The organism is Paraglaciecola marina, assembly GCF_004360155.1.
GTDB classification, from domain to species: domain Bacteria; phylum Pseudomonadota; class Gammaproteobacteria; order Enterobacterales; family Alteromonadaceae; genus Paraglaciecola; species Paraglaciecola marina.
Map to the genome: position 1 here is coordinate 669,465 of NZ_SAIS01000001.1, position 22,058 is coordinate 691,522.

The 22,058-nt window shown below is 38.7% G+C and carries 16 protein-coding genes and 3 tRNA genes; 15 read left to right on the forward strand and 4 right to left on the reverse strand.

Going from position 1 to position 22,058, the window contains the following annotated elements; translation table 11 throughout:
• The first annotated feature begins 76 nt into the window (after positions 1 to 76).
• The 3 genes from EOK74_RS09050 to EOK74_RS09060 all read left to right on the forward strand — a co-directional run bounded on the left by EOK74_RS09050 (position 77) and on the right by EOK74_RS09060 (position 3,994).
• On the forward strand, positions 77 to 1,303 hold the full coding sequence (locus EOK74_RS09050) for an alginate export family protein (protein WP_133469643.1): 1,227 nt from the start codon (positions 77 to 79) through the stop codon (positions 1,301 to 1,303).
• 196 nt (positions 1,304 to 1,499) lie between these two features.
• On the forward strand, positions 1,500 to 3,533 hold the full coding sequence (locus EOK74_RS09055; RefSeq protein WP_133469644.1) for a methyl-accepting chemotaxis protein: 2,034 nt from the start codon (positions 1,500 to 1,502) through the stop codon (positions 3,531 to 3,533).
• A 107-nt stretch (positions 3,534 to 3,640) separates the two neighbouring features.
• On the forward strand, positions 3,641 to 3,994 hold the full coding sequence (locus EOK74_RS09060; protein ID WP_133469645.1) for a VOC family protein: 354 nt from the start codon (positions 3,641 to 3,643) through the stop codon (positions 3,992 to 3,994).
• A 33-nt stretch (positions 3,995 to 4,027) separates the two neighbouring features.
• Here the strand turns inward: EOK74_RS09060 and rnhA are convergent, their stop codons facing one another.
• Positions 4,028 to 4,489, reverse strand: coding sequence for a ribonuclease HI (gene rnhA / locus EOK74_RS09065; RefSeq protein ID WP_133469646.1), 462 nt, complete (start codon positions 4,487 to 4,489; stop codon positions 4,028 to 4,030).
• 111 nt (positions 4,490 to 4,600) lie between these two features.
• Between rnhA and dnaQ the strand changes: the two genes are divergently transcribed.
• The 8 genes from dnaQ to EOK74_RS09105 all read left to right on the forward strand — a co-directional run bounded on the left by dnaQ (position 4,601) and on the right by EOK74_RS09105 (position 10,547).
• Entirely contained in the window at positions 4,601 to 5,308 is a 708-nt protein-coding gene (gene dnaQ, locus EOK74_RS09070; RefSeq protein ID WP_133469647.1) for a DNA polymerase III subunit epsilon, read from the forward strand.
• 28 nt (positions 5,309 to 5,336) lie between these two features.
• Positions 5,337 to 6,836, forward strand: a complete 1,500-nt coding sequence (locus tag EOK74_RS09075) for a TIGR03503 family protein (RefSeq protein WP_133469648.1) — start codon at positions 5,337 to 5,339, stop codon at positions 6,834 to 6,836.
• A 192-nt stretch (positions 6,837 to 7,028) separates the two neighbouring features.
• Positions 7,029 to 7,105: transfer RNA gene (locus tag EOK74_RS09080), tRNA-Asp, on the forward strand.
• 87 nt (positions 7,106 to 7,192) lie between these two features.
• A tRNA-Asp gene (locus EOK74_RS09085) sits at positions 7,193 to 7,269 on the forward strand.
• Between the two features lie 29 nt (positions 7,270 to 7,298).
• Positions 7,299 to 7,375 (forward strand) — tRNA-Asp (locus EOK74_RS09090).
• Between the two features lie 164 nt (positions 7,376 to 7,539).
• Positions 7,540 to 8,604: a CNNM domain-containing protein gene (locus EOK74_RS09095; RefSeq protein WP_133469649.1), complete on the forward strand. Its 1,065-nt coding sequence runs from the start codon at positions 7,540 to 7,542 to the stop codon at positions 8,602 to 8,604.
• Between the two features lie 15 nt (positions 8,605 to 8,619).
• Complete coding sequence (gene lolD / locus EOK74_RS09100) at positions 8,620 to 9,312, forward strand: lipoprotein-releasing ABC transporter ATP-binding protein LolD (RefSeq protein WP_133469650.1); 693 nt, start codon at positions 8,620 to 8,622, stop codon at positions 9,310 to 9,312.
• The gene (locus EOK74_RS09105; protein ID WP_133469651.1) at positions 9,312 to 10,547 is read left to right on the forward strand and encodes a lipoprotein-releasing ABC transporter permease subunit; all 1,236 of its coding nucleotides are present in this window, start codon (positions 9,312 to 9,314) and stop codon (positions 10,545 to 10,547) included. The genes lolD and EOK74_RS09105 overlap by 1 nt, the downstream gene beginning before the upstream one ends.
• A gap of 78 nt (positions 10,548 to 10,625) precedes the next feature.
• Here EOK74_RS09105 and EOK74_RS09110 read toward each other — a convergent pair whose 3' ends face one another.
• The gene (locus tag EOK74_RS09110) at positions 10,626 to 12,002 is read right to left on the reverse strand and encodes a dicarboxylate/amino acid:cation symporter (protein WP_133469652.1); all 1,377 of its coding nucleotides are present in this window, start codon (positions 12,000 to 12,002) and stop codon (positions 10,626 to 10,628) included.
• Positions 12,003 to 12,192: 190 nt separating this feature from the next.
• Between EOK74_RS09110 and EOK74_RS09115 the strand changes: the two genes are divergently transcribed.
• On the forward strand, positions 12,193 to 14,376 hold the full coding sequence (locus EOK74_RS09115) for an Ig-like domain-containing protein (RefSeq protein WP_133469653.1): 2,184 nt from the start codon (positions 12,193 to 12,195) through the stop codon (positions 14,374 to 14,376).
• A 76-nt stretch (positions 14,377 to 14,452) separates the two neighbouring features.
• On the opposite strand, the gene astB is transcribed toward EOK74_RS09115, so the two are convergent.
• Positions 14,453 to 15,793, reverse strand: a complete 1,341-nt coding sequence (gene astB / locus EOK74_RS09120) for an N-succinylarginine dihydrolase (RefSeq protein WP_133469654.1) — start codon at positions 15,791 to 15,793, stop codon at positions 14,453 to 14,455.
• Positions 15,794 to 16,082: 289 nt separating this feature from the next.
• Here astB and topA point away from each other — a divergent pair, with 289 nt between their 5' ends.
• The 3 genes from topA to EOK74_RS09135 all read left to right on the forward strand — a co-directional run bounded on the left by topA (position 16,083) and on the right by EOK74_RS09135 (position 20,170).
• The gene (gene topA / locus EOK74_RS09125; RefSeq protein WP_133469655.1) at positions 16,083 to 18,725 is read left to right on the forward strand and encodes a type I DNA topoisomerase; all 2,643 of its coding nucleotides are present in this window, start codon (positions 16,083 to 16,085) and stop codon (positions 18,723 to 18,725) included.
• Between the two features lie 84 nt (positions 18,726 to 18,809).
• Positions 18,810 to 19,379: a DUF2058 domain-containing protein gene (locus EOK74_RS09130; RefSeq protein ID WP_133469656.1), complete on the forward strand. Its 570-nt coding sequence runs from the start codon at positions 18,810 to 18,812 to the stop codon at positions 19,377 to 19,379.
• Positions 19,380 to 19,480: 101 nt separating this feature from the next.
• Positions 19,481 to 20,170, forward strand: a complete 690-nt coding sequence (locus EOK74_RS09135) for a hypothetical protein (RefSeq protein ID WP_133469657.1) — start codon at positions 19,481 to 19,483, stop codon at positions 20,168 to 20,170.
• A gap of 72 nt (positions 20,171 to 20,242) precedes the next feature.
• Here the strand turns inward: EOK74_RS09135 and EOK74_RS09140 are convergent, their stop codons facing one another.
• Positions 20,243 to 22,030, reverse strand: coding sequence for a cation:proton antiporter (locus tag EOK74_RS09140; RefSeq protein ID WP_133469658.1), 1,788 nt, complete (start codon positions 22,028 to 22,030; stop codon positions 20,243 to 20,245).
• Positions 22,031 to 22,058: the final 28 nt, after the last annotated feature.

Genomic DNA, 22,058 nt, shown 5'->3' on the forward strand with positions numbered 1-22,058 from the left:
TATAAAAAATAGCGGTATTAGATCGCCGGTTTTTATCGGCGAACTCTTTAGCTGCGCCTAAAATTAGAGAGAAACCATGAAAACATTAAATAGTAAACCCCAAAAAACGGCCCTTAATATTGCTTTAGGGTTAGCACTAATTGGTGCATCTAGCTTTGCTGTTCAAGCAGAGAGCATTACTGAAGCGTTAACGTCTGGTAAAGCTAGTGCAAATTTAAATTTACGTTATGAAAGCGTTGAGCAAGATAACGAGTCTAAAGATGCTAGTGCGTTAACATTGCGTACTCTCTTGTCTTATGAAACTGGTTCATTTAAAGGCTTTTCAGCAAAAGTTGAAATGGAAGATACTCGCATAGTTCTGGGTCAAGGAGATTACACAGTCGGCCCAAGCGGCTACAACCCTGGTATTTATTCGGTCATTGCTGATCCAGAGCACACTGAATTAGATCAAGGTTACATTCAATACAAAAATGATGTGGTAACTGCGAAAGTAGGCCGTCAGGTGATCACTATGGACGGTCATCGTTTTATCGGTCATGTTGGCTGGAGACAAGATAGACAAACCTTTGATGCTGCAACATTTAAGGTTACACCCAATAAAGACTTAACCTTGCAGTACGCTTATATTACACAACGCAATCGAATTTTTGCACAAGATGCGGATTTTGATGCTAAAGATCATCTTATTAATGCATCTTATAAGACATCTGTGGGTACATTGACGGGGTATGGGTATTTACTTGAAGTAGATAACGATACTGACAATGCTCTAGATACTTTCGGTATTAGTTTTGCTGGTGCAACCAAGGCAGGAGATGCAAAAATTATTTATCGCGCTGAGTATGCTAGCCAAACAAGTGAATCTGCTACTACTGAATATGACGCTTCATATTTAAATCTAGAGGCAGGTGCGGTTTTCTCTGGTATCACTGCAAAATTGGGTTATGAGGTATTAGGTTCTGATGATGGCGCTTATGGATTTTCTACACCTCTTGCGACGCTACATAAATTCAATGGATGGTCAGATCAGTTTTTAGCTACTCCAACTCAAGGCCTAGTGGATACTAATGTTTCACTAGCTGGTAAGGCATTCGGTGGAGGCTGGAAAGTTGCTTACCACATGTTTGATGCTGACGATTCAGCTGATACTGGTGTTGATGATCTTGGAACAGAGTTGAATCTGTCTTATGTGAAGAAGTTTGGAAAGCATTATAATGCAGGCATTAAATACGCTGCTTATTCCGCAGGCGATACTAAAGTCGATGCAGACAAATTATGGGCATGGGTAGGAGTTAAATTTTAATTTTTACAGGTTAATACAATTGGTTAGATAAATTTTCGATTATGAGGGCTGATATATTTTTATCAGCTCTTTTTTTGTTCAATGTTAAATGTATGGTAAAAAAATACCCTTAATATTTACCATGTTGTATGTAAATTAAGTATAGTTGTAATCAGAATGTGATTTAAATTAACGTATTTTTAATAAGGATGTTTTTATGCTAGCAATCTCTCGTTATGTTTCCGTCTTAATTGTAATCCCTTCATTTTTATTGATTCTTATTATATTAACTGAGTTTTTAGTCAAAGCGAAAGACGTACGCAATGCATCAAAAGGCTCTCATTTATTATCATTAGCTGATAATGCCGCTTCTTTAGTCCATGAATTACAAAAAGAAAGGGGGATGTCTTCAGGTTTTTTGGGGTCGCAAGGGGGGAAGTTTAAAGCTGAATTGATTATTCAGCGAAAGCTTGTCGATCAGAGCCTCCAACAATACCGTGACTTTACAACACAATACAATGATGAACTTGGTAAAACGTTACGCCTAAATATTGATGCTGTATTGAGCCACCTACAAAACCTCCCAAACGTTCGACAACAAATAGATAGTCAGACTATTAATTTAGCCGATGCTCTAGGCTTCTACACTAAGATAAATAAAGAGCTTATTAAACAGCCACTGGCTTTAATAGAGTTTGTTGATTTAAATGGATTAGTCCAAGGTCTCATTTCTTCTTATAATTTAATGCAAGTTAAAGAGAATGCTGGTATCGAAAGGGCTGTCCTCACAAATGTCTTAGCAGGACAATCGTTATCTGAAGACAATAAAAAAAGAGTATATTCTCTGATTGCTAATCAAAACTCGTATCAGGACTCTTATAATAAATCTATGCCTGATAATCAGGAATGGTTTGAGCGATATAATAGATTTAATACGAGTAAAGAAAATAATTCGATTATTAAGTTACGGCAACAAGTTTTATCTGAAGCGTTAATAGATAAGTATACCGTTCTGCCAGAGACGTGGTTTGATGCTGCTACAGCGCGTATAGGTGAGTTAAAAAAATTGGAGTTTGATAGTATCAAAGCGCTTCATGTGGAAATTGATACCATGTACTTCGATTCATTTGTATTCATTCTTGTAATGATAGTGTTTTTAATTGTGGTGTTATTGCTAACTTATTTAGTATTTATCACGATACGAACTATGGGCAAACAAGCATCAGAAATAAAAGACACGTTAAATATTATAGATAGTGAACACGACTTAACTAAGCGTATTTCTATTTTATCGCAGGATCATTTAGGGCAATCAGCTGTTCGCTTCAATCAATTGTTGGAAAAAATACGTATAGATTTTGTCGCAATCGCAAAAACCGCATATGAAGCGGTATCGTCTACTCACGATACAGTCGTTTCTGTAGTTGACACCGATACAAGTATTGAAAAGCAACAAGTAGCGACGGCTAATGCTTCAGCAGCAGTCGAAGAAATATTTGTCAGTATGGGGGATATTGGTAGGCAAATTGAAGAGTCGACTTCATCAGTTATGAAAATTGTTGAGGACTGTGACCAAGGGAGATCTTCTGTATCAAATGCTCTAACAAGCATTGAAGGGGTGGCATCTGAAGTTGAAAATGTGAATGTTATTATTGGTGCGGTTAATGAAGGGGTTGTAAACATCTCAGTAGTTTTAGAGGTTATTCAGTCTGTAGCACAACAAACTAATTTACTGGCACTAAATGCTGCTATTGAGGCTGCTAGAGCAGGTGAGCAGGGGCGCGGGTTTGCTGTAGTAGCAGATGAAGTTAGAGCGTTGGCTCAAAGAGTACAAAGCTCTACAGAAGAGATATCTAACATTATTGCCTCGTTGCAAAGTGATTCTAAGCGTGCAATGGAAGGTATTACTGATGGAAGAGAAAAAGCAGGTGAAGCAGTTGAATTATCTAGTGTCATTGACCAAGCATTCAGTCAAATTTTAACAAGTATGAAAACTGTCGAGTCTATGAGTACTTCTATTAGTATTGGCGCAGTTGAGCAAATTTCCGTCGTTAGAGAAGTAAGTAAAAATGTTAGCGATATTGAGGTCATGTCAACAGAAAACATGAAAGGAGCTCAAGATATTGGCCAATCGGCCAGTAAATTATCAGAAGTTACAATGTCTTTACTCGATGTTATTAAAATATATAAAATAGAAGAGTCAGATCGGTTTATTATGCCAAGTGAGTGGAAATATGGCTCCAGTAAGTAATTGGGGTTGTTCACTCTATATTTTACTCAGTATATCGCGCTCTAATATTTATTATAAAAGTCTATATTAGTAATGGTTAGAAGCTTTATGTAACGAAGGAGAACAGTATGAGTCAACATCATAAAATTAATTATATTGAAATCCCTGTGAAAGGTTTAGCTTCTAGTAAAGCTTTTTTTAAAAAAGCTTTTGGTTGGGATTTTGTGGATTATGGTGACGATTATGCCGCTATAAGTGGTGCAGGTATTGATGGTGGATTGTATGTATCTGAACAGTCTGTATCTGCAGATAATGGCAGTGTCCTAGTGGTTTTGTATAGCGAGGATCTAGTAGAAAGCGAGCAGGCCATTCTTTCTGCAGGTGGCAGTATCAAAACGCCAACATTCGATTTTCCTGGGGGGCGGCGCTTTCATTTTCTAGATAGAAATGACAATGAATATGCGATGTGGAGTGATAAATAGCGATAAGGTCTCTTCCTTATCGCCATCTACTAGTTATTCTGAGAAACCAGTATCTTCAATTAGATTTTTACCCTCAGCTGCGTGTCTAGCGAGCTGGTCACAAGCTTCGTTTTCAGGGTGGCCAGAGTGGCCCTTAACCCAAAACCAAGTTACTTTATGGCGATTAACTTGTTCATCAAGACGCTTCCACATATCTACATTTTTAACTGGCTTTTTAGCTGCTGTTCGCCAGCCATTTTTACGCCAGTTTTTTATCCACTGATTAATTCCATTTTTTACATATTGGCTATCAGTGGTTAGATTTACTGTGCAAGGCTCACTTAATGTTGCCAGTGACTCTATAGTGGCTAATAATTCCATTCTGTTATTAGTGGTGTGTTTAAAGCCTTGGCTAAGCTCTTTGCGGTGTTTATCAAATTTTAACACTGCACCATAGCCGCCTGGCCCTGGGTTGCCTAAACATGAGCCGTCTGTATAAATGTCAACTTGTTTCATAAGTGCCTATTAGGTTAAGTAAATAGAAATTAGATAAATTTCGAGAATTAAAAATTTAGCCCAGTATAATAACAGAAAGTAAAACCAGCTACTCAAGCAAAAGAGAGTGAAATGCGTCAGATAGTATTAGATACAGAGACCACAGGGATAGATCCAAAGCAAGGGCATCGCATCATTGAAATTGGATGCGTAGAAATGATAAACCGGAAATTAACGGGTAGAACCTATCATGTATATGTCAACCCAGAACGCTTAGTGGAACAAGAGGCGATTGAAGTACATGGGATTACCAATGAATATTTAGCTGATAAACCTTTATTTAGTCATATTGCTAAAGACTTTATCGAGTTTATTAATGGGGCTGAATTGGTTATTCATAACGCCCCCTTTGATATCGGCTTTATGGATCATGAGTTTCGAAGGTTACTGGGTAATCATATTAAAGAAACGTCGCAAATTTGCACTGTCTTAGACACATTAGACTTAGCTAGAAAGATACATCCTGGTCAAAAGAATAATCTTGATGCGCTTTGTAAACGTTATGGTATTGATAACTCTCACCGAGAGAAGCACGGAGCCTTACTCGATTCAGAAATTTTAGCCGATGTTTATCTAATGATGACTGGCGGACAAACTGATTTAAACTTAAGTGGTAAGTCCAGTGGAGACTCAGGTGTGCAAGTTGAAATGATTCGCCGCTTGCCCATAGATAGAAAACCGCTAAAGGTTGTAAAGGCAACGGCCGATGAATTAGAACAACATGAAAGCCGTTTAGACTTAGTTGTGAAAGAAGGTGGTGTCAGTTTGTGGCGCCAATAATCGCCGTTTTATTATGAGTTGAAAGTAAATGTCAAAAAGGCTTATATCTGCATATCTGTTATCTGTGGTTACATTACTAAGTTTGTATACTTATGCCGCGGATGAAACGATAGCGCCTGTTTCCCAATCTGACAGCTCAGTGTTACCCCAGCCTAAAGAGCCGCCATTGACTCAATTAGGAAACGAATTCCACAATAATATTGAGTTACTACAAAACCGCTTTAGAATTGATTATGAAGTGGAAGAAGTAACTATGATTTTCTTCCGAGAGTATGGCTCAACCCCCGTCGTCCTTGTAAAACCGGATGGTTCAAAGATATTTCAATCAAGTGCAAATGGCGAAGATATTTTCTGGTTTGATACTGCTACCTATGACATGGTAAGTCTAAAAAAGCCGACTCCTGGTCCATGGCAAGCCGTTGGTCAAATTCAAGATGGTAGTCGTGTTATGGTTATAAGTGATTTAGCTTTACACGCAGATCCTTTACCTAACATAGTTTTTTCTGGTGAAATTCTAAAACAGACCGCTTATCTAACAAATAATGGTGTACCAATCGACTATGCTGCTTTTCGCGATGTAGTTGAGTTAACTATTACGTTAGCGAGTACCAATAACCCAGACTTTAATAACTTTGGGGCCAAAATCGAAACGGTAGCCACTTTTGAAGATGATGGTAGGGGCATGGATGAAGTTCCTTTAGATGGTGTATTTACGGGGCAATTTAATTTGGCCATTGCTGATGGAGAGTGGATCCCTATGTTTAAGGTGTCCACTCCCATGTATTCTAGAGAACAGGTGGACCCCCCAATAAAATTATTTGCAAACCCCATTAAAGTAGATGTGGAATTAGATGGAGGGGGAGACGGTTACCATAAGTTAAAGGTAGATGCTCTACGAGAACATGTAGATATTTCAACTTTGCTTATCGATGGCAAAGTGCGTTTTCCAAATGGAGATATCCAAAATTTTTCTATTACCGATATGTCTGCGGATGTACGGGAATATTTAATCGTTAACTATGACTATGGGGTATATCGCGTCAAGCTTACAGCATACGGAAATACTGTAGACGGTAGGGAGTTTATTTTAGATGTTCCTGAGTATACATTTTTATCAGAAGAGCCTGAACCAGAAGTCATAGAAACCGCCATGACTACAGATAATCCCTATGATACTACAGGCAATAATCTTCAGGTGGAACAGCAGGTGCTTGAAGATGAAAAAATGTCTAAGGCCATTTTGTATAGTTTAGTTATTGCTATTAACGGATTGCTGATTTTAGTTGGTGGCGCTTTAATTTATTGGTTTATATTGGGAAGAAGGCCTAAATTTTCTATTAAAGAGTTACTACAAAAATTGAAGCCAGAACCGAAACTTAATATTAATGATGAGACAGAGACAGAAAAGCCCTCTGGATTTTTTGCGAAGTTGTTTAAGCGGCAACCAAAAGTAGTAAAGAAGGCTGCTGATGAAACTAAAGAAAAACCTAAACAAGTAAACGAAGGTTTTAAAGATTTAAGCATTTAATTGCTTTTTATAAGTGCGACTTCGCTGTAGATTTGGACAAATTGCTCAATCCTGCAGCAATCAACGATTTAAAGCGAATTTCATGCTAAAAACCTATTGACTAGTATGATGCGAACCCGTATTATCTGCGCCGCGGTTGAGGAGGGATATCCAATATTTCTTATCTAACCGTTTGATAATGTTGAAGATTGTGGAGTGGTAGTTCAGTTGGTTAGAATACCGGCCTGTCACGCCGGGGGTCGCGAGTTCGAGTCTCGTCCACTCCGCCAATTTCAACTTTGTTAATATTGCTTGTTTATGCTTATTTTACCTTAGGGTTTTAGATTCGTTTAAACAGTAATGTTTTGATTACGGCTGGAGTGGTAGTTCAGTTGGTTAGAATACCGGCCTGTCACGCCGGGGGTCGCGAGTTCGAGTCTCGTCCACTCCGCCAACATCAAAACAAATATGCAATTTATATGCGGAGTGGTAGTTCAGTTGGTTAGAATACCGGCCTGTCACGCCGGGGGTCGCGAGTTCGAGTCTCGTCCACTCCGCCAATAAATTTGCTAGTTTTAAATCATCTTAGTTACTTCTTTATTAAATTTAATTCATGGGTTATCTAACTAGGCTTTATTGTTACCTAGCTTGCAAATCAATGTTTTGATAAGCTCTATCTCCTAAATTTACTAGCTTTTACATATCCTCCAGAGAAGTCATCAAAATGCTTTTGTTGTTACTATATATTTTTATTGCATTAGGATTTTCATTTATCTGTTCAGTTGCCGAGGCAGTTATTCTTAGTGTTTCTTCCGCCTATATTTCAGTTCTTGAAAAAGGTAATGGTGCTGCAGGGAGTTTGTTACGTTCGCAAGTAACAGACATCAATCAGCCATTGGCAGCAATTTTAAGTTTGAATACTATTGCTCATACAATGGGGGCAGCAGGTGCAGGTGCTCAAGCTGCTGTTGTATTTGGAGATGCTTATTTAGGCGTTGCTTCTGCTGTTTTAACTTTGTTGATACTAGTATTTTCTGAAATTATTCCTAAAACCTTAGGGGCCACTTATTGGCGTCAGTTGGCACCGGCAACTGCTTACTTTCTAAAATATTTGATCCTTATTTTGTGGCCTTTAGTGAGGCTTGCAAATATGTTGACCTCTAGAATGCACGATGAATCACCATTAAAAGGGTTGAGTAGGGATGAGTTATCGGCTATGGCAGCTTTGTCTCAGGAAGAAGGACAAATTGCGGCTACTGAAGCGACAGTAATGCAAAACCTACTCAACCTCAAAAATATAAAAGTTCGAGAAGCTATGACCCATCGAACAGTGGTGTTTTCAATTCCTGAGCTTATGACGGTTGCAGAATTTATTGATAAGCATGGGGAAGTTACGTTTTCACGTATTCCTATTTATGAATTCAACGAGCCTGAAAATATTAATGGTTATGTTCTTAAATCAGACTTGTTGTTGGCTTTTTCTAAAGGGCAAGGTGATAAATTAGTTAAAACTTACGCCCATGAAATGGTGACAATATTAAGTAGTATGCCATTAGCAAAAGGCTTTGAATTATTACACTCTAAGCGCAGTAACATGCTGTTGTTAGTTGATGAATACGGAGGACTTGAAGGAATACTAACAGTTGAGGACTTAGTCGAAAGCTTATTCGGAATTGATATTATTGATGAGAAAGATCAGGTCGTGAGTATGCGCAAGTTAGCTAAAATATTGTCCAAAAGACGAGAACGAAAACGTTTGAGTAAGTTTAAGGGTCAAAAAGTTGATTAGGATTAGATATTGATTATGGGTGAGTTATTGTCTTGTGTAGGCTTAAGCAAAGAGTATAACGAAGCTGAAAATAGCGTAACAGTGTTAAGTAATCTCAATTTTTCAATTAACAAAGCGGAACAAGTGGCTATTGTAGGCAGTTCTGGCTCTGGTAAAAGTACCTTGCTACACCTATTAGGTGCATTAGATAAGCCTACTCAAGGTCGTGTATTATTTGAAGGTAAAAATATATTCGAGTTTTCTCAGCGTCAGCAAGCGCAGTTTAGAAACCAGTCTTTAGGCTTTGTTTATCAATTCCATCATTTACTACCAGAGTTTAACGCCTTAGAAAACGTAGCCATGCCATTGATGATTGGTAAAGTCCCTATCAAAGAATCAAACCAAAGGGCCTTGGCTATGTTGGAGAAAGTTGGGTTAGCAAACAGAAGTCTTCACAAACCATCTGAATTGTCTGGTGGTGAGCGCCAGCGGGTTGCAATAGCTCGAGCCTTAGTGACAGAACCTCAATTAATTTTGGCTGATGAACCTACGGGTAATTTAGATCAAAAAACCGGTGAAAGTATCTATCAATTATTAAGTGATTTACGTACACAAATGCAAACCAGCTTTGTGGTTGTAACTCATGACATTAAATTAGCACGCCGTTTAGACCGCTCATTACATTTGATTGAAGGTACGTTAACTGCTAATGATTTGAGTGGTATTTAATGCACTTAATTTGGTTGTTAGCTTGGCGTTTTCGTTCTAATAAACGCCAAAATGGCTTTATTTCATTTATTTCAGCCTCATCGACTTTTGGTATTGGTTTGGGCTGTTTTGTGTTGATTTTGCTGCTATCTGTAATGAATGGATTCGAAAAAGAGTTAAAAGAACAGCTTCTGTCCATAATTCCTCACGCTGAGTTTAAATCTGTATATCGTCAAGGTATTAACGATTGGGAAGGTGAAATAACTCAATTGAAAGCTCATCCAAAAGTGACATTTGTTGAGCCCTATGTAAAAGCAACTGGCATGTTACAAAAGGGCAATAAAATGAAAGCCGTGGACATGACTGGGCTCGAACCTTCTTATGCAGCCAGTGGTTTTTTACCAGCTTTGGTCTCTACAAGTGAATGGCAAGAATTTAAAAGTGACACTTCTAATATTTTTTTAGGGAAAGGCTTACTTACAACACTCAGTTTAAAAGTAGGGGATAAGGTTCAAATACTCTTACCTCAGTTAACAGATGATTTAAGTTTGAGTGCTCCTAAGTCATTAACACTTAAGGTTGTGGGGAGTTTAGAACTAGGGGGGGAACTAAATAACCATACAGGTTTTATGCATATGTCTTTAGCAGCTGAGATTCAAAATATTACACAAGGAGCCCAAGGTATTCGCTTGAGGTTTGACAATCCTTTCGAAGCTCAGACCCTAACTCAAGAAATTGGGTATGGATTAAAACCTGAGGTGTATATGTCTAACTGGACAATTAGCGATGGTAATTTATACCAAGATATTCAATTAGTAAGAGCGGTGGTTTATATCGCTTTGTCTTTGGTTATCGCTGTAGCTTGTTTTAATATTGTTTCCAGTTTGGTCATGGCTGTGAATGAAAAACAAAGTGAAATTGCCATGCTCAAAAGTATAGGAGCAGACAACAGTTTGATTATATTGGTGTTTATGATGCAAGGTACCTTTAATGGCATAATAGGGACGTTATGTGGGGTTGTTTTAGGCGTTATGTTCTCTGTATATTTAGCAGATATTTCACTATTTATTGAAGGCCTATTTGGTATTCAGTTTTTATCAGGAGATGTTTATTTTATTGATTTTTTGCCATCTAAATTAGAGTGGCATGATGTATATTTGACTGCTTCAATAGCGATTGGGTTGAGTATTTTGGCTACTATTTATCCTGCTATTAAGGCTTCTAGAATAAATCCTGCAAAAGTTTTAGGTCATTGATAACGCGAGTAATTAAATTGTGTTTATTAAAAAAGGGCTGCAAAGTTAAATTTACAGCCCTTTTTTATCACACCACTTTTAATTAGATTTTTTATTTATATCTTCCAAGTGGACTTCTTCTTCTTTCAATCCTGCTTCTAAATCATTATAGGTATGGGTATCAAGTTCGTTTTCACTTTTCCCTACAATACAGGCCACCATACAATCACCAGTTACATTCACTGCGGTTCTAGTCATATCAAGTAATCTGTCCACACCGATAATTAACGCAATCCCCTCTACCGGTAAATTAACCTGTTGTAACACCATAGCAAGCATAATAAGACCTACACCTGGCACACCAGCGGTACCTACAGACGCTAATGTTGCGGTTAGGATCACCATCATATAATCACTCAAGCTTAAATCTACAGCGTAAACTTGAGCTATAAATACAGTCGCGACACCTTGCATAATTGCGGTGCCATCCATGTTAATGGTTGAACCTAATGGCACGGTAAAAGATGCAACAGATGATTTGACGCCTAATTTTTTGGTCGCTGTTTCCATAGTAATAGGTAAGGTAGCACTACTACTGGATGTGCTAAATGCAAACAATGCTGCATCTCGCATTTTTCTAAGTAAAATTAGAGGGTTTAGTCCACTTAATAATTTTAAAATTATCGGGTAAGAAACAAACGCATGGACACCTAACACAAACATAACTAACGCAAAGTACTTAATTAGACTTTTTATCGTATCAAAATCAACAGTTGAAAATAACTTTGCCATTAATACGAACACGCCATATGGGGCTAAATTCATCAGTATTGTGACTAATTTCATAATAACCACGCTTAAGTCATCAAATACTGCAGTTAGACGTTTCCCTGTTGCACCCGTCATAGTCATCGCAATACCAAATAAAACAGCAAATACAATGATCTGCAACATGTTGCCTTGAGCCATTGCATTGATTGGATTGGTGGGCATCATGTTAATAATAACTTGGCCTAATGAAGGCGCTTCTTTGGCAACGTAGGTTGCATTTGTTTCCAGGTTTAGTCCTTCTCCAGGTGCAACCAATAGAGCGAAGCCTACTGCTAAACTGATGGCAATCGCTGTGGTGCCTATGTAAAGTAAAATAGATTTACCACCTAAACGACCTAGTTTGGAGGGATCAGATAAACTTGATGTACCGCAAACTAATGATACAAATACCAGAGGTACAACAAGCATTTTTAAGCTGGCAATAAAAATTGAACCAATTACGTTAAATATACCGTCGACTAAAAGTGCATACGTAGAAACCTGTATCCCCAATACACTAAACGAAAAATCTCCGCTATCATCAAATAACCGATTTAGTAATGCTCCGATAACTATTCCGGCGATCATGCCGATAAAGATACGAGCGGTAAGACCCATTTTGGGCTTTGCTGATTTTGGTGGTGATACATGATTAGATTTGGTCATGAAAATCCTAAGCTTTTGTTTTTGTTAGTTGACGCTGTGATTAAATGTTTGCGATAAACCTTAATACACGAGCCATTTAATTAGCTTTAGTAAAGTAATCAACAATAGATTACCAAGTTTGTTCGCTAAGCTGAATAGTTAAAGTACATCTGTAACAAACTCAAACCTTATAATTGGATAGGAAAGGTATATGATTTTACGTTTTAAAACTCTTTTTGGTGTTTTGGCTTTGGTAAGTCTTTTTTCATGTGGGGGAGGGGGAAGCATTTCCAGAGATGATGATGACACCACTACAGATACTGATACAGATGTCTCAGTGACAACCACAATAGAGTTAACATTAACAGATGCTAATGGAGATGTTTCATCGGAATTAGCAGAAGGTACTCCATTAACTTTAACCGCACTTGTGTATGACTCTAACGGTGACCCAGTAACCGATAGTTTAATTACTTACTCCTTTCAACCTGAAGGGCTAGCAGAATTTGGTAATGATGCGGGTACGGCTTCTACCAACAGCAATGGTGTAGCTACAATAGAAATTTTAGTAGGCGCGAGTTCTGGGGCAGGACTGATAACCGCGCTACTTGATTCTGGTGAAACAGAAACAACTACTTACAATTCAACCGGTACTACACAAGTTAGTGAACAACCTGCATCATTAGACTTATATGCCAGTGCTATCCAACTCGCATCAAGTGGTACAGATGAAATAGAATTAATTGCTTTAGTTAAAGATGCAAATAATGTGTTGCTTGAAGGTATAGATGTAACTTTTTCGGCAGATTCAGGTGCCAGTTTACAAATAACACAAGGTACAACTGAAGCAGACGGAACAGCAAGAGCAACTTTAACCACCCAAAATAACCAAGAAAATCGCACTATTGTCGTTTCAGCACAGTCCTCAGTGTTCTCTGAATCAATTGATATAGATGTTGTCGGTACAGAGGTGAATGTTGATGCCGCGTCATCTGCTATTATCGATGCACCAGTCACAGTTACCATTAGTTTGGTAGACTCAGATGGGAATGGTATTGAAAATGAACCCGTTACAGTTAGTACAATAAATGGAGTGGTAAGTGCTACGTCCGTAACCACAAACACGAGTGGACAAGCCTCTGTCCAATATTCTGGTAGTGTTTCAGGTACAGATACAGTCACCGCCACAGCACTTAATGCTGAAGGTAGCTTTGATATTGTTATCCAAGAGGATGACTTCTCTTTTACCGCGTTACCAGCGCGTGAGGTAACGCTAAATGAACAGGTTACTCTTACCCTTACGTGGCTTAAAGATAGTGAAGCTTTTGCAGGGGGCACTGTATCTTTTACGACCTCCCGAGGTAACATAATAGCGTCGGATTCAATTACGGATGCAAACGGCCAAGTCACCGTAACCCTTGGTTCAGATAATGCAGGTTTTGCCTCTTTGTCAGCCACTGGTGTTGACGATGATGGTAATCAAGTAAGTGCATCAACTGAAGTTGAATTTATTGCAGCCGAAGCCAATAGTATTATTGTTGATGCGTCTCCTGACTCAGTGGGTCCAGATGGTGAAACCAGTACCATCACTGCAGTGGTTCGAGACGAAGAAGGTAACCTAGTAAAAGGTAAAATAGTTAACTTTTTGGTAGACGATGTTAGTGGTGGCAATATTTCTGTGAATCAAGCAACTACTGATAGCAGCGGCATCGCAACCACAGTTTATACATCAAATGCCGTGAGCACCTTTGAAGCTGTGAAAGTTTACGCTACCGTTGATGGATCATCTCCAGAGGTGTCTGAATTTGTAAGTTTAACTGTTGGTAACCGTGCATTTGATATCTCTATTGGTACTGGCAGATTGATTGAGATCCCTACTGATTCTTCATATTCAAAAGAGTTTTCAATTTTTGTAACGGACCCCAATTCAAATCCAGTTGAAAACGTAGACTTATCTTTTTCTGCCACTCCACAGTCTTTTTCTTCTGGGGGTGTTTACCGAAAAGGCTATTGGGAATTTGATGAAGATCAAGATGTTTGGTATTCAATTGTCACTGCTACCTGCGATAACGAGGACATAAATGGTAACGGCTTGTTAGATGAAGGAGAAGATGAGAATGGTGATGAACAGTTAACACCGGGTAATGTTGCTTCAATTCCAGCAACGGGTTTAACCGACGAAAATGGTCAAATGTTAATTGATGTGAGTTATGCTAAACAGTTTGGTGCATGGGTAGATATAACCATTGCCGTCAATGGCGAATCTGCGGGTAGTGAAGCATCAGAAACCCAAAACTTTAGTTTAACTGTTGCGTCTTCTGACCTAACAGATGAAACATCACCTCCCCCTAATAGCCCTTATGGAACAGGTGTTAATTGTAATGATGTTAATTAAACTAAATTAATCATTATTTAAAAAGTAAACAATAAAGCTCGGTTAATCCGAGCTTTATTGTTTTAAATTTATAAGTCTAATCCTGCTGAAACGGGTATACGGAACCTAGTTTTAATAATTGAGTAAGTTCATCCAAAGCCGTTCTGGACTCGATTAATAATTGCGGGTCGGCTAAATCTGCCACATTTAAGGTATCTCTATAGTGATTATCTACCCAAGTATTTAAACGTTCGAATTGGGCATCATTCATCAAAGTATGTTGATTTAGGGCCTGGTGTTCTTCAGCAGTCATTGCTACTCGCAAGCGTAAGCAAGCTGGTCCACCACCGTTACGCATACTTTCTTTAACATCAAAGTAATGAACATGTTTTATAGGGGTGTGTTGTGCCGCTATATTTGATAAATACTTGTAAACATTAGGGTTTTCTTGGCAATTTGTGGGAGCAATAATGGCCATTTCACCATTAGCCAAAGTAATAATTTGGGTATTGAATAAGTAACTTCTAATGGCATCTTCAACATTTACTTCATCTGTTTTAACACATAGTAAGTGTAATTCGTTGTGACCAAATTTTCGTTTGATTTCATCCATAGCTGAGGCAGAGTCAAGAAATGCTTGTTCATGATAAAAAAGCACATTTTGATTGCCTACTGCAATGACATCATTATGAAATACACCTTGATCAATTACGTCAGGGTTCTGTTGAATATAAACCACGTTTTTATCTGATAAACCATGTAACCTCGCCACAGCTTGACTTGCTTCTAGCGTTTGTCTTGCTGGGAATTTGGTGGGGGCTGGCTTGCTATGATCAAATGCGTGACGGCCATATACAAACAGTTCAACTCCAGCCTCACCATACTCAGAACATAAACGGGTATGGTTTGCAGCGCCTTCATCACCAAAATGCTCATTGTCTGGTAAGTGAGTATGATGACTAAAATAATGGCTATCGTTAAATGTCGCCTTTAATATATTTCCTGTGACTTGGGGCTCTAAAGACCTGTGATATTTATTGGTTAAGTTTGCTGGTGTGAAGTGTACTTTTCCATCTTCGGTATCGGCACTAGGAGACACTGTAGCTGCATTGGCGGTCCACATACTTGAAGCTGAGCAGCAGGCTTGAAAAATAGCCGGAGCTTGTTTGGCAGCAGACGCTAAAACGTTTGCATCGCTGCCAGAGAAGCCCAAGCGGCGTAGAGACATTACATCAGGGCGCTCCTGAGGGGCGAGGACACCTTGAACCATACCTAGGTCGGCTAGGGCCTTCATTTTACGTAACCCCTGCTTAGCGGCTTGTTTAGGGCTGCTAGAAGCACTAGCATTACTTAAGGATGCGACGTTCCCAACAGATAAACCAGCATAATTGTGAGTTGGGCCGACTAGACCATCAAAATTGGCTTCAAATTGCTTCATAAATATCTCTCATCAGGCAGGGTGCCTTAGTAATTAGGTACAGTTTTTAGTTAACTTATTGGCTTTTGCGGGGCATTATACTGCTTTTGTTTGCCCTGCCAATCCATGCGATTAAAAAGTAAACAGTATTCTTGTGTTTGTAAAAGGCATAAATAAATAAGTATGAAGAAGAACTTGTTTTCTATTCATTTTGTCGATATATGTTAAAAAGCATTTTAAAGAGGCAGGGACTAGCTTTAGACCCTCTTATTATTAAAAACCTATAAAAATCAAAGGTTAAAATCAATTTATGGCAAAATCATTGGTCATTGTCGAATCACCGGCAAAGGCAAAAACAATTAATAAATATCTCGGCAAAAATTTTATTGTTAAATCTAGTGTCGGACACGTTAGGGATCTTCCTCATAAGGCTGTTGGGAAAGTTGCGCCTAAAAAACCAGCAAAAGAATTAAAACTATTATCAGAAAAGAAACGTGAAAATTACCTTAGAGATTACGAATACAAGAAGCTTGTAGATCGCATGGGTATCGATCCAAAACATGACTGGAAAGCTCATTACGATGTACTAGAGGGCAAAGAGAAAGTTGTAAACGAATTAAAAAAATTAGCCAAGAACGCCGATACTGTTTATCTTGCAACGGATTTGGATAGAGAAGGGGAAGCCATAGCGTGGCACCTTCGTGAACTAATTGATGAGCCAGGTAAAGAGTTCCAACGGGTTGTGTTTAATGAGATCACTCAAAATGCTATCCAAGAAGCTTTTGCTGCGCCTGGTGAATTAAACATTGAACGTGTAAATGCTCAGCAAGCTAGACGTTTCTTGGACCGTGTCGTGGGTTTTATGGTGTCGCCCTTGTTATGGAAGAAGGTCGCTAGGGGACTATCTGCAGGGCGAGTGCAATCAGTTGCTGTGAGGCTTGTGGTTGAACGAGAAAGAGAAATTAAAGCATTTGTTCCTGAGGAGTTCTGGGATGTGCATGCTGATCTCAATACAGCCCAAAAAGCCAAGCTGAAAATGCAAGTGGTAAAAGAAAACGGCGCGGCATTTAAACCAACCAACAAAGAGCAAACGGATAAAGCGGTTAAGTTTTTAGAGCAAGCTGATTATCAAGTTGCAAGCCGCGAATCTAGGCCAACTCAAAGTAAGCCCTCTGCACCGTTTATTACCTCAACTTTACAACAAGCGGCTAGTACTAGATTAGGTTTTGGCGTAAAGAAAACCATGATGATGGCGCAGCGTTTGTATGAAGCTGGTCACATTACTTATATGCGAACAGATTCTACCAATTTAAGTAAAGACGCAGTTGATAGCTGTCGTGATTATATTACAGATAACTTTGGCAATAAGTATTTGCCTGAGAATCCACTTAAATATGGCAGTAAAGAAGGGGCGCAAGAAGCCCATGAAGCGATTCGTCCTTCAAATGTTCTGGTTAAGTCAGAATCTTTAGGCGATGTTGAGCGAGATGCGCAGCGTTTATATGAACTTATTTGGCGTCAATTTGTAGCCTGTCAAATGACACCTGCAAAATACGATGCAAGTACCATACGTGTTAAGGCTGGAGAATTTGAATTAACAGCCAAAGGCCGTGTTTTAAAATTTGATGGTTGGACCAAAGTTCAGAATCCTCAGCGTAAAAAAGGCGATGAAGATTTATTACTGCCAGATGTTAAAGAAGGTGAAAACTTAACGCTTAATGGCTTAGATCCAAAACAACATTTTACTAAACCCGTAGCACGATTTAATGAAGCTTCCTTAGTAAAAGAACTAGAGAAACGAGGTATTGGTCGCCCATCTACTTATGCCAGTATTATTTCAACGATTCAGGACAGAGGTTACGCCAGAATTGAAAATAAACGTTTCTATGCAGAGAAAATGGGTGAAATTGTTAATGACAGATTATTGGAGAATTTCGATGATCTTATTAGTTACGACTTTACCGCGAATATGGAGCAACAGCTTGATGAAATTGCTGACGGAAATGCTTCTTGGAAAGGCGTGTTAAATGAATTTTACGAAGACTTTGAGCAGAAACTTCATATAGCAGAAAAAGCACCTGAAGAAGGTGGGATGCGCTTAAATCAAGCTGTTCCCACCGATATAGAATGCCCTAAGTGTGGGCGTCCTATGAATGTACGTACCGCCAGTACAGGGGTGTTTTTAGGATGTTCAGGTTACAACCTGCCGCCTAAAGAGAGATGTACCGGTACCAGAAACCTTACTTCTGGTGATGAAGTCGTTAAGGTCGATGATGAAGAAGAGTTAGAAACTGAAGCATTACGTTCTAAACGTCGTTGTAATTTATGTGGTACTGCTATGGATAGTTATCTAGTTGATGAAACTAGAAAACTGCACGTATGTGGTAACACACCAAGCTGTGAAGGCGTTGAGGTTGAATCGGGCACCTTTAAAATTAAAGGATATGAAGGTCCAATTATAGAGTGTGATAAATGCCAATCTGACATGGAGCTAAAAAGCGGGCGTTTTGGTAAGTATTTTGGGTGTACTAACGAAGAGTGTAAAAATACTCGTAAATTACTCAGAAATGGTGAAGCTGCGCCACCTAAAGAAGACCCAACAGATTTACCTGAATTACCTTGTGTTAAATCAGATGCTCATTTTGTACTGCGTGATGGTGCCTCAGGTATCTTTTTGGCGGCCCATAACTTCCCTAAATCTAGAGAAACTCGAGCACCTCAAGTGGCTGAGTTAGCGCGATTTAGAGACAGAATATCACCTAAGTTTTATTATTTGGCAGATGCGCCAGATAAAGACCCTGATGGTAACCCTACTATTGTTCGATACAGTCGTAAAACGAAGCAACAATATGTGATGTCTGAAAATGAAGAAGGCAAAGCTACTGGCTGGTCTGCTTGGTGTACCGACGGAAAATGGCAAGTAGAAGATAAACGTAAGAAACCTAAAAAGTAAGCTTGGTTTTCTGCGATAAACAACATGGCAGTACCCTAGGGGGCTGTCATATTTTTATAACTTTGTTAATAATGGCAATTAGATATGGCCCTATCTCTTCAAGAACAATTACTCAAGGCTGGTTTAGCTGACAAGAAAAAAGCAAAACAGGTTCGACAACAAAAACACAAACAAGCTATTGCTAAAAAGAATAACAAACAAATAGTAGAAACTAACGAAGCCAAACTATTGGCTGAAAAGTTAATTGAAGCCAAAAAAGCAAAAGACCGCGAGCTTAATCAAAAGGCCAAACAAGAGGCCGATAAAAAAGCCGTGGTTGCGCAAATAAAACAATTAATAGAGGTGAACAAACAACCTAAGTTTGCCGGTAAAAGTGGTGAAGATTTAGTTTGTAATTTTACTGATGGCACTTTGATAAAGCGTATGTATGTTAGTCATGCCACGCACAAACAAATCACTCAAGGTAAGCTTGCCATAGTTAAGCTAAACGATGGTTACGAACTTGTGCCTATGCCCGTCGCTAATAAAATAGCAGAGCGAGATGAAAAAGTAGTGGTATACCGAGCTGATATTATCAGTGAGCAAGATCAGCAAGAAAGTGAAAATGATGATTGGTATGCGGATTATGAAATTCCAGATGATTTAAATTGGTAATTAAGCCTTCTATTATCTTGTTTATGAAGATGTTTGTATTACAGTGAAGTATCAAGAATGACTTAGTTTAAGTGATTCTTTCAATGCTAGGGTAGCAATGGATGTTGATTAAACGGCTTTTTATTATTTCATTAGTTTATTGTACTTTGTCGAGTACTTTTGTTTACGCTAACAGTAAAGGCAGAATAGTGTTTTCTGCTCCCATTGAAAATAATAGTGCTAGGGTTGTTTGTGAGGATAAATTAATCCGTGCTTTTAACCAAATAGGTTATAAATTTGAAGTGAGATTAATGCCGGCTGAACGTGCCTTATTGATGTCGAACAATGGTACAACAAACGGAGAAGTTGCCCGAATAGGAGGGCTTGATAAAATCTATCCCAACTTGATTCAAGTCAACGAGTCTTGTTATAGCCACCAGATTTATTTTTATGTTAAGTCAGGCAAAGAGTTCACTGTAGATGGGTGGGGGAGCATACCTGTTGATTACCTATTGGGTTATCGTAAAGGTATGAAATATATCGAACTTGCTGCTGAAAAATACCCGTTTAAATTGTATTCAATGGATAATTTAGATCAATCTTTGCAAATGTTAGTGTTTGATAGAATTGACTTACTAGTGGGGTCTACTAGTCTTTTTAAAGCCTTAAGTAAAAAAGCCGATATAAGCGAGGTTGTAAGGTTAGAGCCTGCCGTTGAGAAGCATATGTTTTATCCTTACATACATAAAAAACATACACACTTGCTCCCTGAATTAACTGCTAAGTTGGCCGAAATTAATAGCCATAAGTAAGTATTTAATATGATGAAGGTTTTCGCTTTAGATAACCCGATTTCTTATCAGGTTATCTAACCTAAAATTTTATTATTTTTCTGCCTTTATTAGGCTGACAATTTTCCAATCTGGTTTAACTTTTACTTTCTGAAGTGATGTATATATGTGTACGCGGCCCTTAGGCTCTATGGCACATAAAAGCACTAAACGACTCCCATATTCTTGTTCATAGTCTTCATAGGTAAACTCTTCTGAAATTTTAGTGGTTTTAATAACGCCACCCTTGGCAACATAGCCAGCTAACTTGCTGTAATTTACATCCTCTGAAAACAACACTAACTTTTTAGCATAGGACTCTGAAAGTTGATGGCTAGCGAGTTTTTTTGATTCATTATTACTTAAGCTGATTGCTGATCCCTTACCAATTAAATGTTCAAAATGATAGGTTATTAATGGGTTGAGCTGCTTGTAAGGGGATATGACTAATACCTTACCAAAGATAGATAAGTCTAAGGTTCTAGAGGCGTGATCAGACATAGGGTTGCCAAAATAGGTGGGAATGCCTTCCATGCGCGCATTGCTTATAGATTCCCAGTTTGTATCGGCTATGCTAACCCTAACATCGAGTTTGATTAATTCTTTAGCAAACATTCTAGCGAATAAACCACCCCCAAAGATTAGAAAGCCATGTGGTGCAGGGGCCCTTTGTCCAAGCAATTTCGCTACTCTCACTGAAGTCAGGCTTTGTAATACAACGGTTGCAATAATGACTAAAAATACCATTGGCACTAACAAGTCCACTTGGGCGTAATTTAAAGCTTCCAGTTTCAATGCAAATAGAGCTGATACCGCAGCTGCTACTATTCCTCTTGGGGCGATCCAACTTAGTAGTGCTAACTCTCGCCATGTAAACTTGCTACCAATAGAAGAGATAAAAACAGAAATCGGCCTAGCGACAAACATTATGGCTAAAAGAACAATCACAGACTCCCAACCCAAGTTAAGTATGCTGCCAAGCTCAATCCTTGATGCAAGAAGAATAAACAAACCTGAAATTAATAATACGCTCAGGGTTTCTTTAAACTCTAAAATACTTTCAACTTCAACCCGTTTCATATTGGCTAACCACATTCCCATAATGGTGACAGTTAACAGACCTGACTCATGTGCAATGAGATTAGAACCTTCAAATACTCCTAACATTAAGGTGAGTACGGCAGTATTCACTAAGTAGTGTGGGACTAGGTTATTTCGTAATACTAACCCCATTAGGTAACCTGACAAAACCCCAAAGACTGTACCTACACCTATGGTTTTTGCAAAAGCAAAGAGGGTATGGGTCAAAGCATCTTGGGTGGATACTATGTATTCAAATACTAATACCGCTAACAAAGCACCAATAGGGTCGATAATAATGCCTTCCCATCTCAATATATTGGATATTTTAGAGCTGGGTCTAACTGTACGTAACATAGGAACTATCACAGTAGGCCCGGTTACTGTAACAATTGCGCCAAATAAGAACGCCATTTCCCAAGACATACTAAGGGCATAATGGGCAACTGGGGCGGCGACTACCCAGGTAATTAACGCGCCTACTGTACATAAATTTCGTACCATGGAGCCATGACCACTTAAATCGTTAACTCTAAGGGTTAATGAGCCTTCAAATAAAATAATTGCCACGGATAAAGAGACAATAGGAAATAACAAGTCACCCAGTAAAAGGTCGGCATCTAGAAGGCCCAATACCGGGCCCACAGTAATACCTACAATCAATAAAGGTAAAATAGCGGGTAATTTTATTTTATAGGCAAAAAATTGGCAGGCTATGGATATAAGTCCCACTGCGACTAATGAAATGATAGGATCGCTCAAACTAAGTCCTCAATTAAAATAGTTAGAC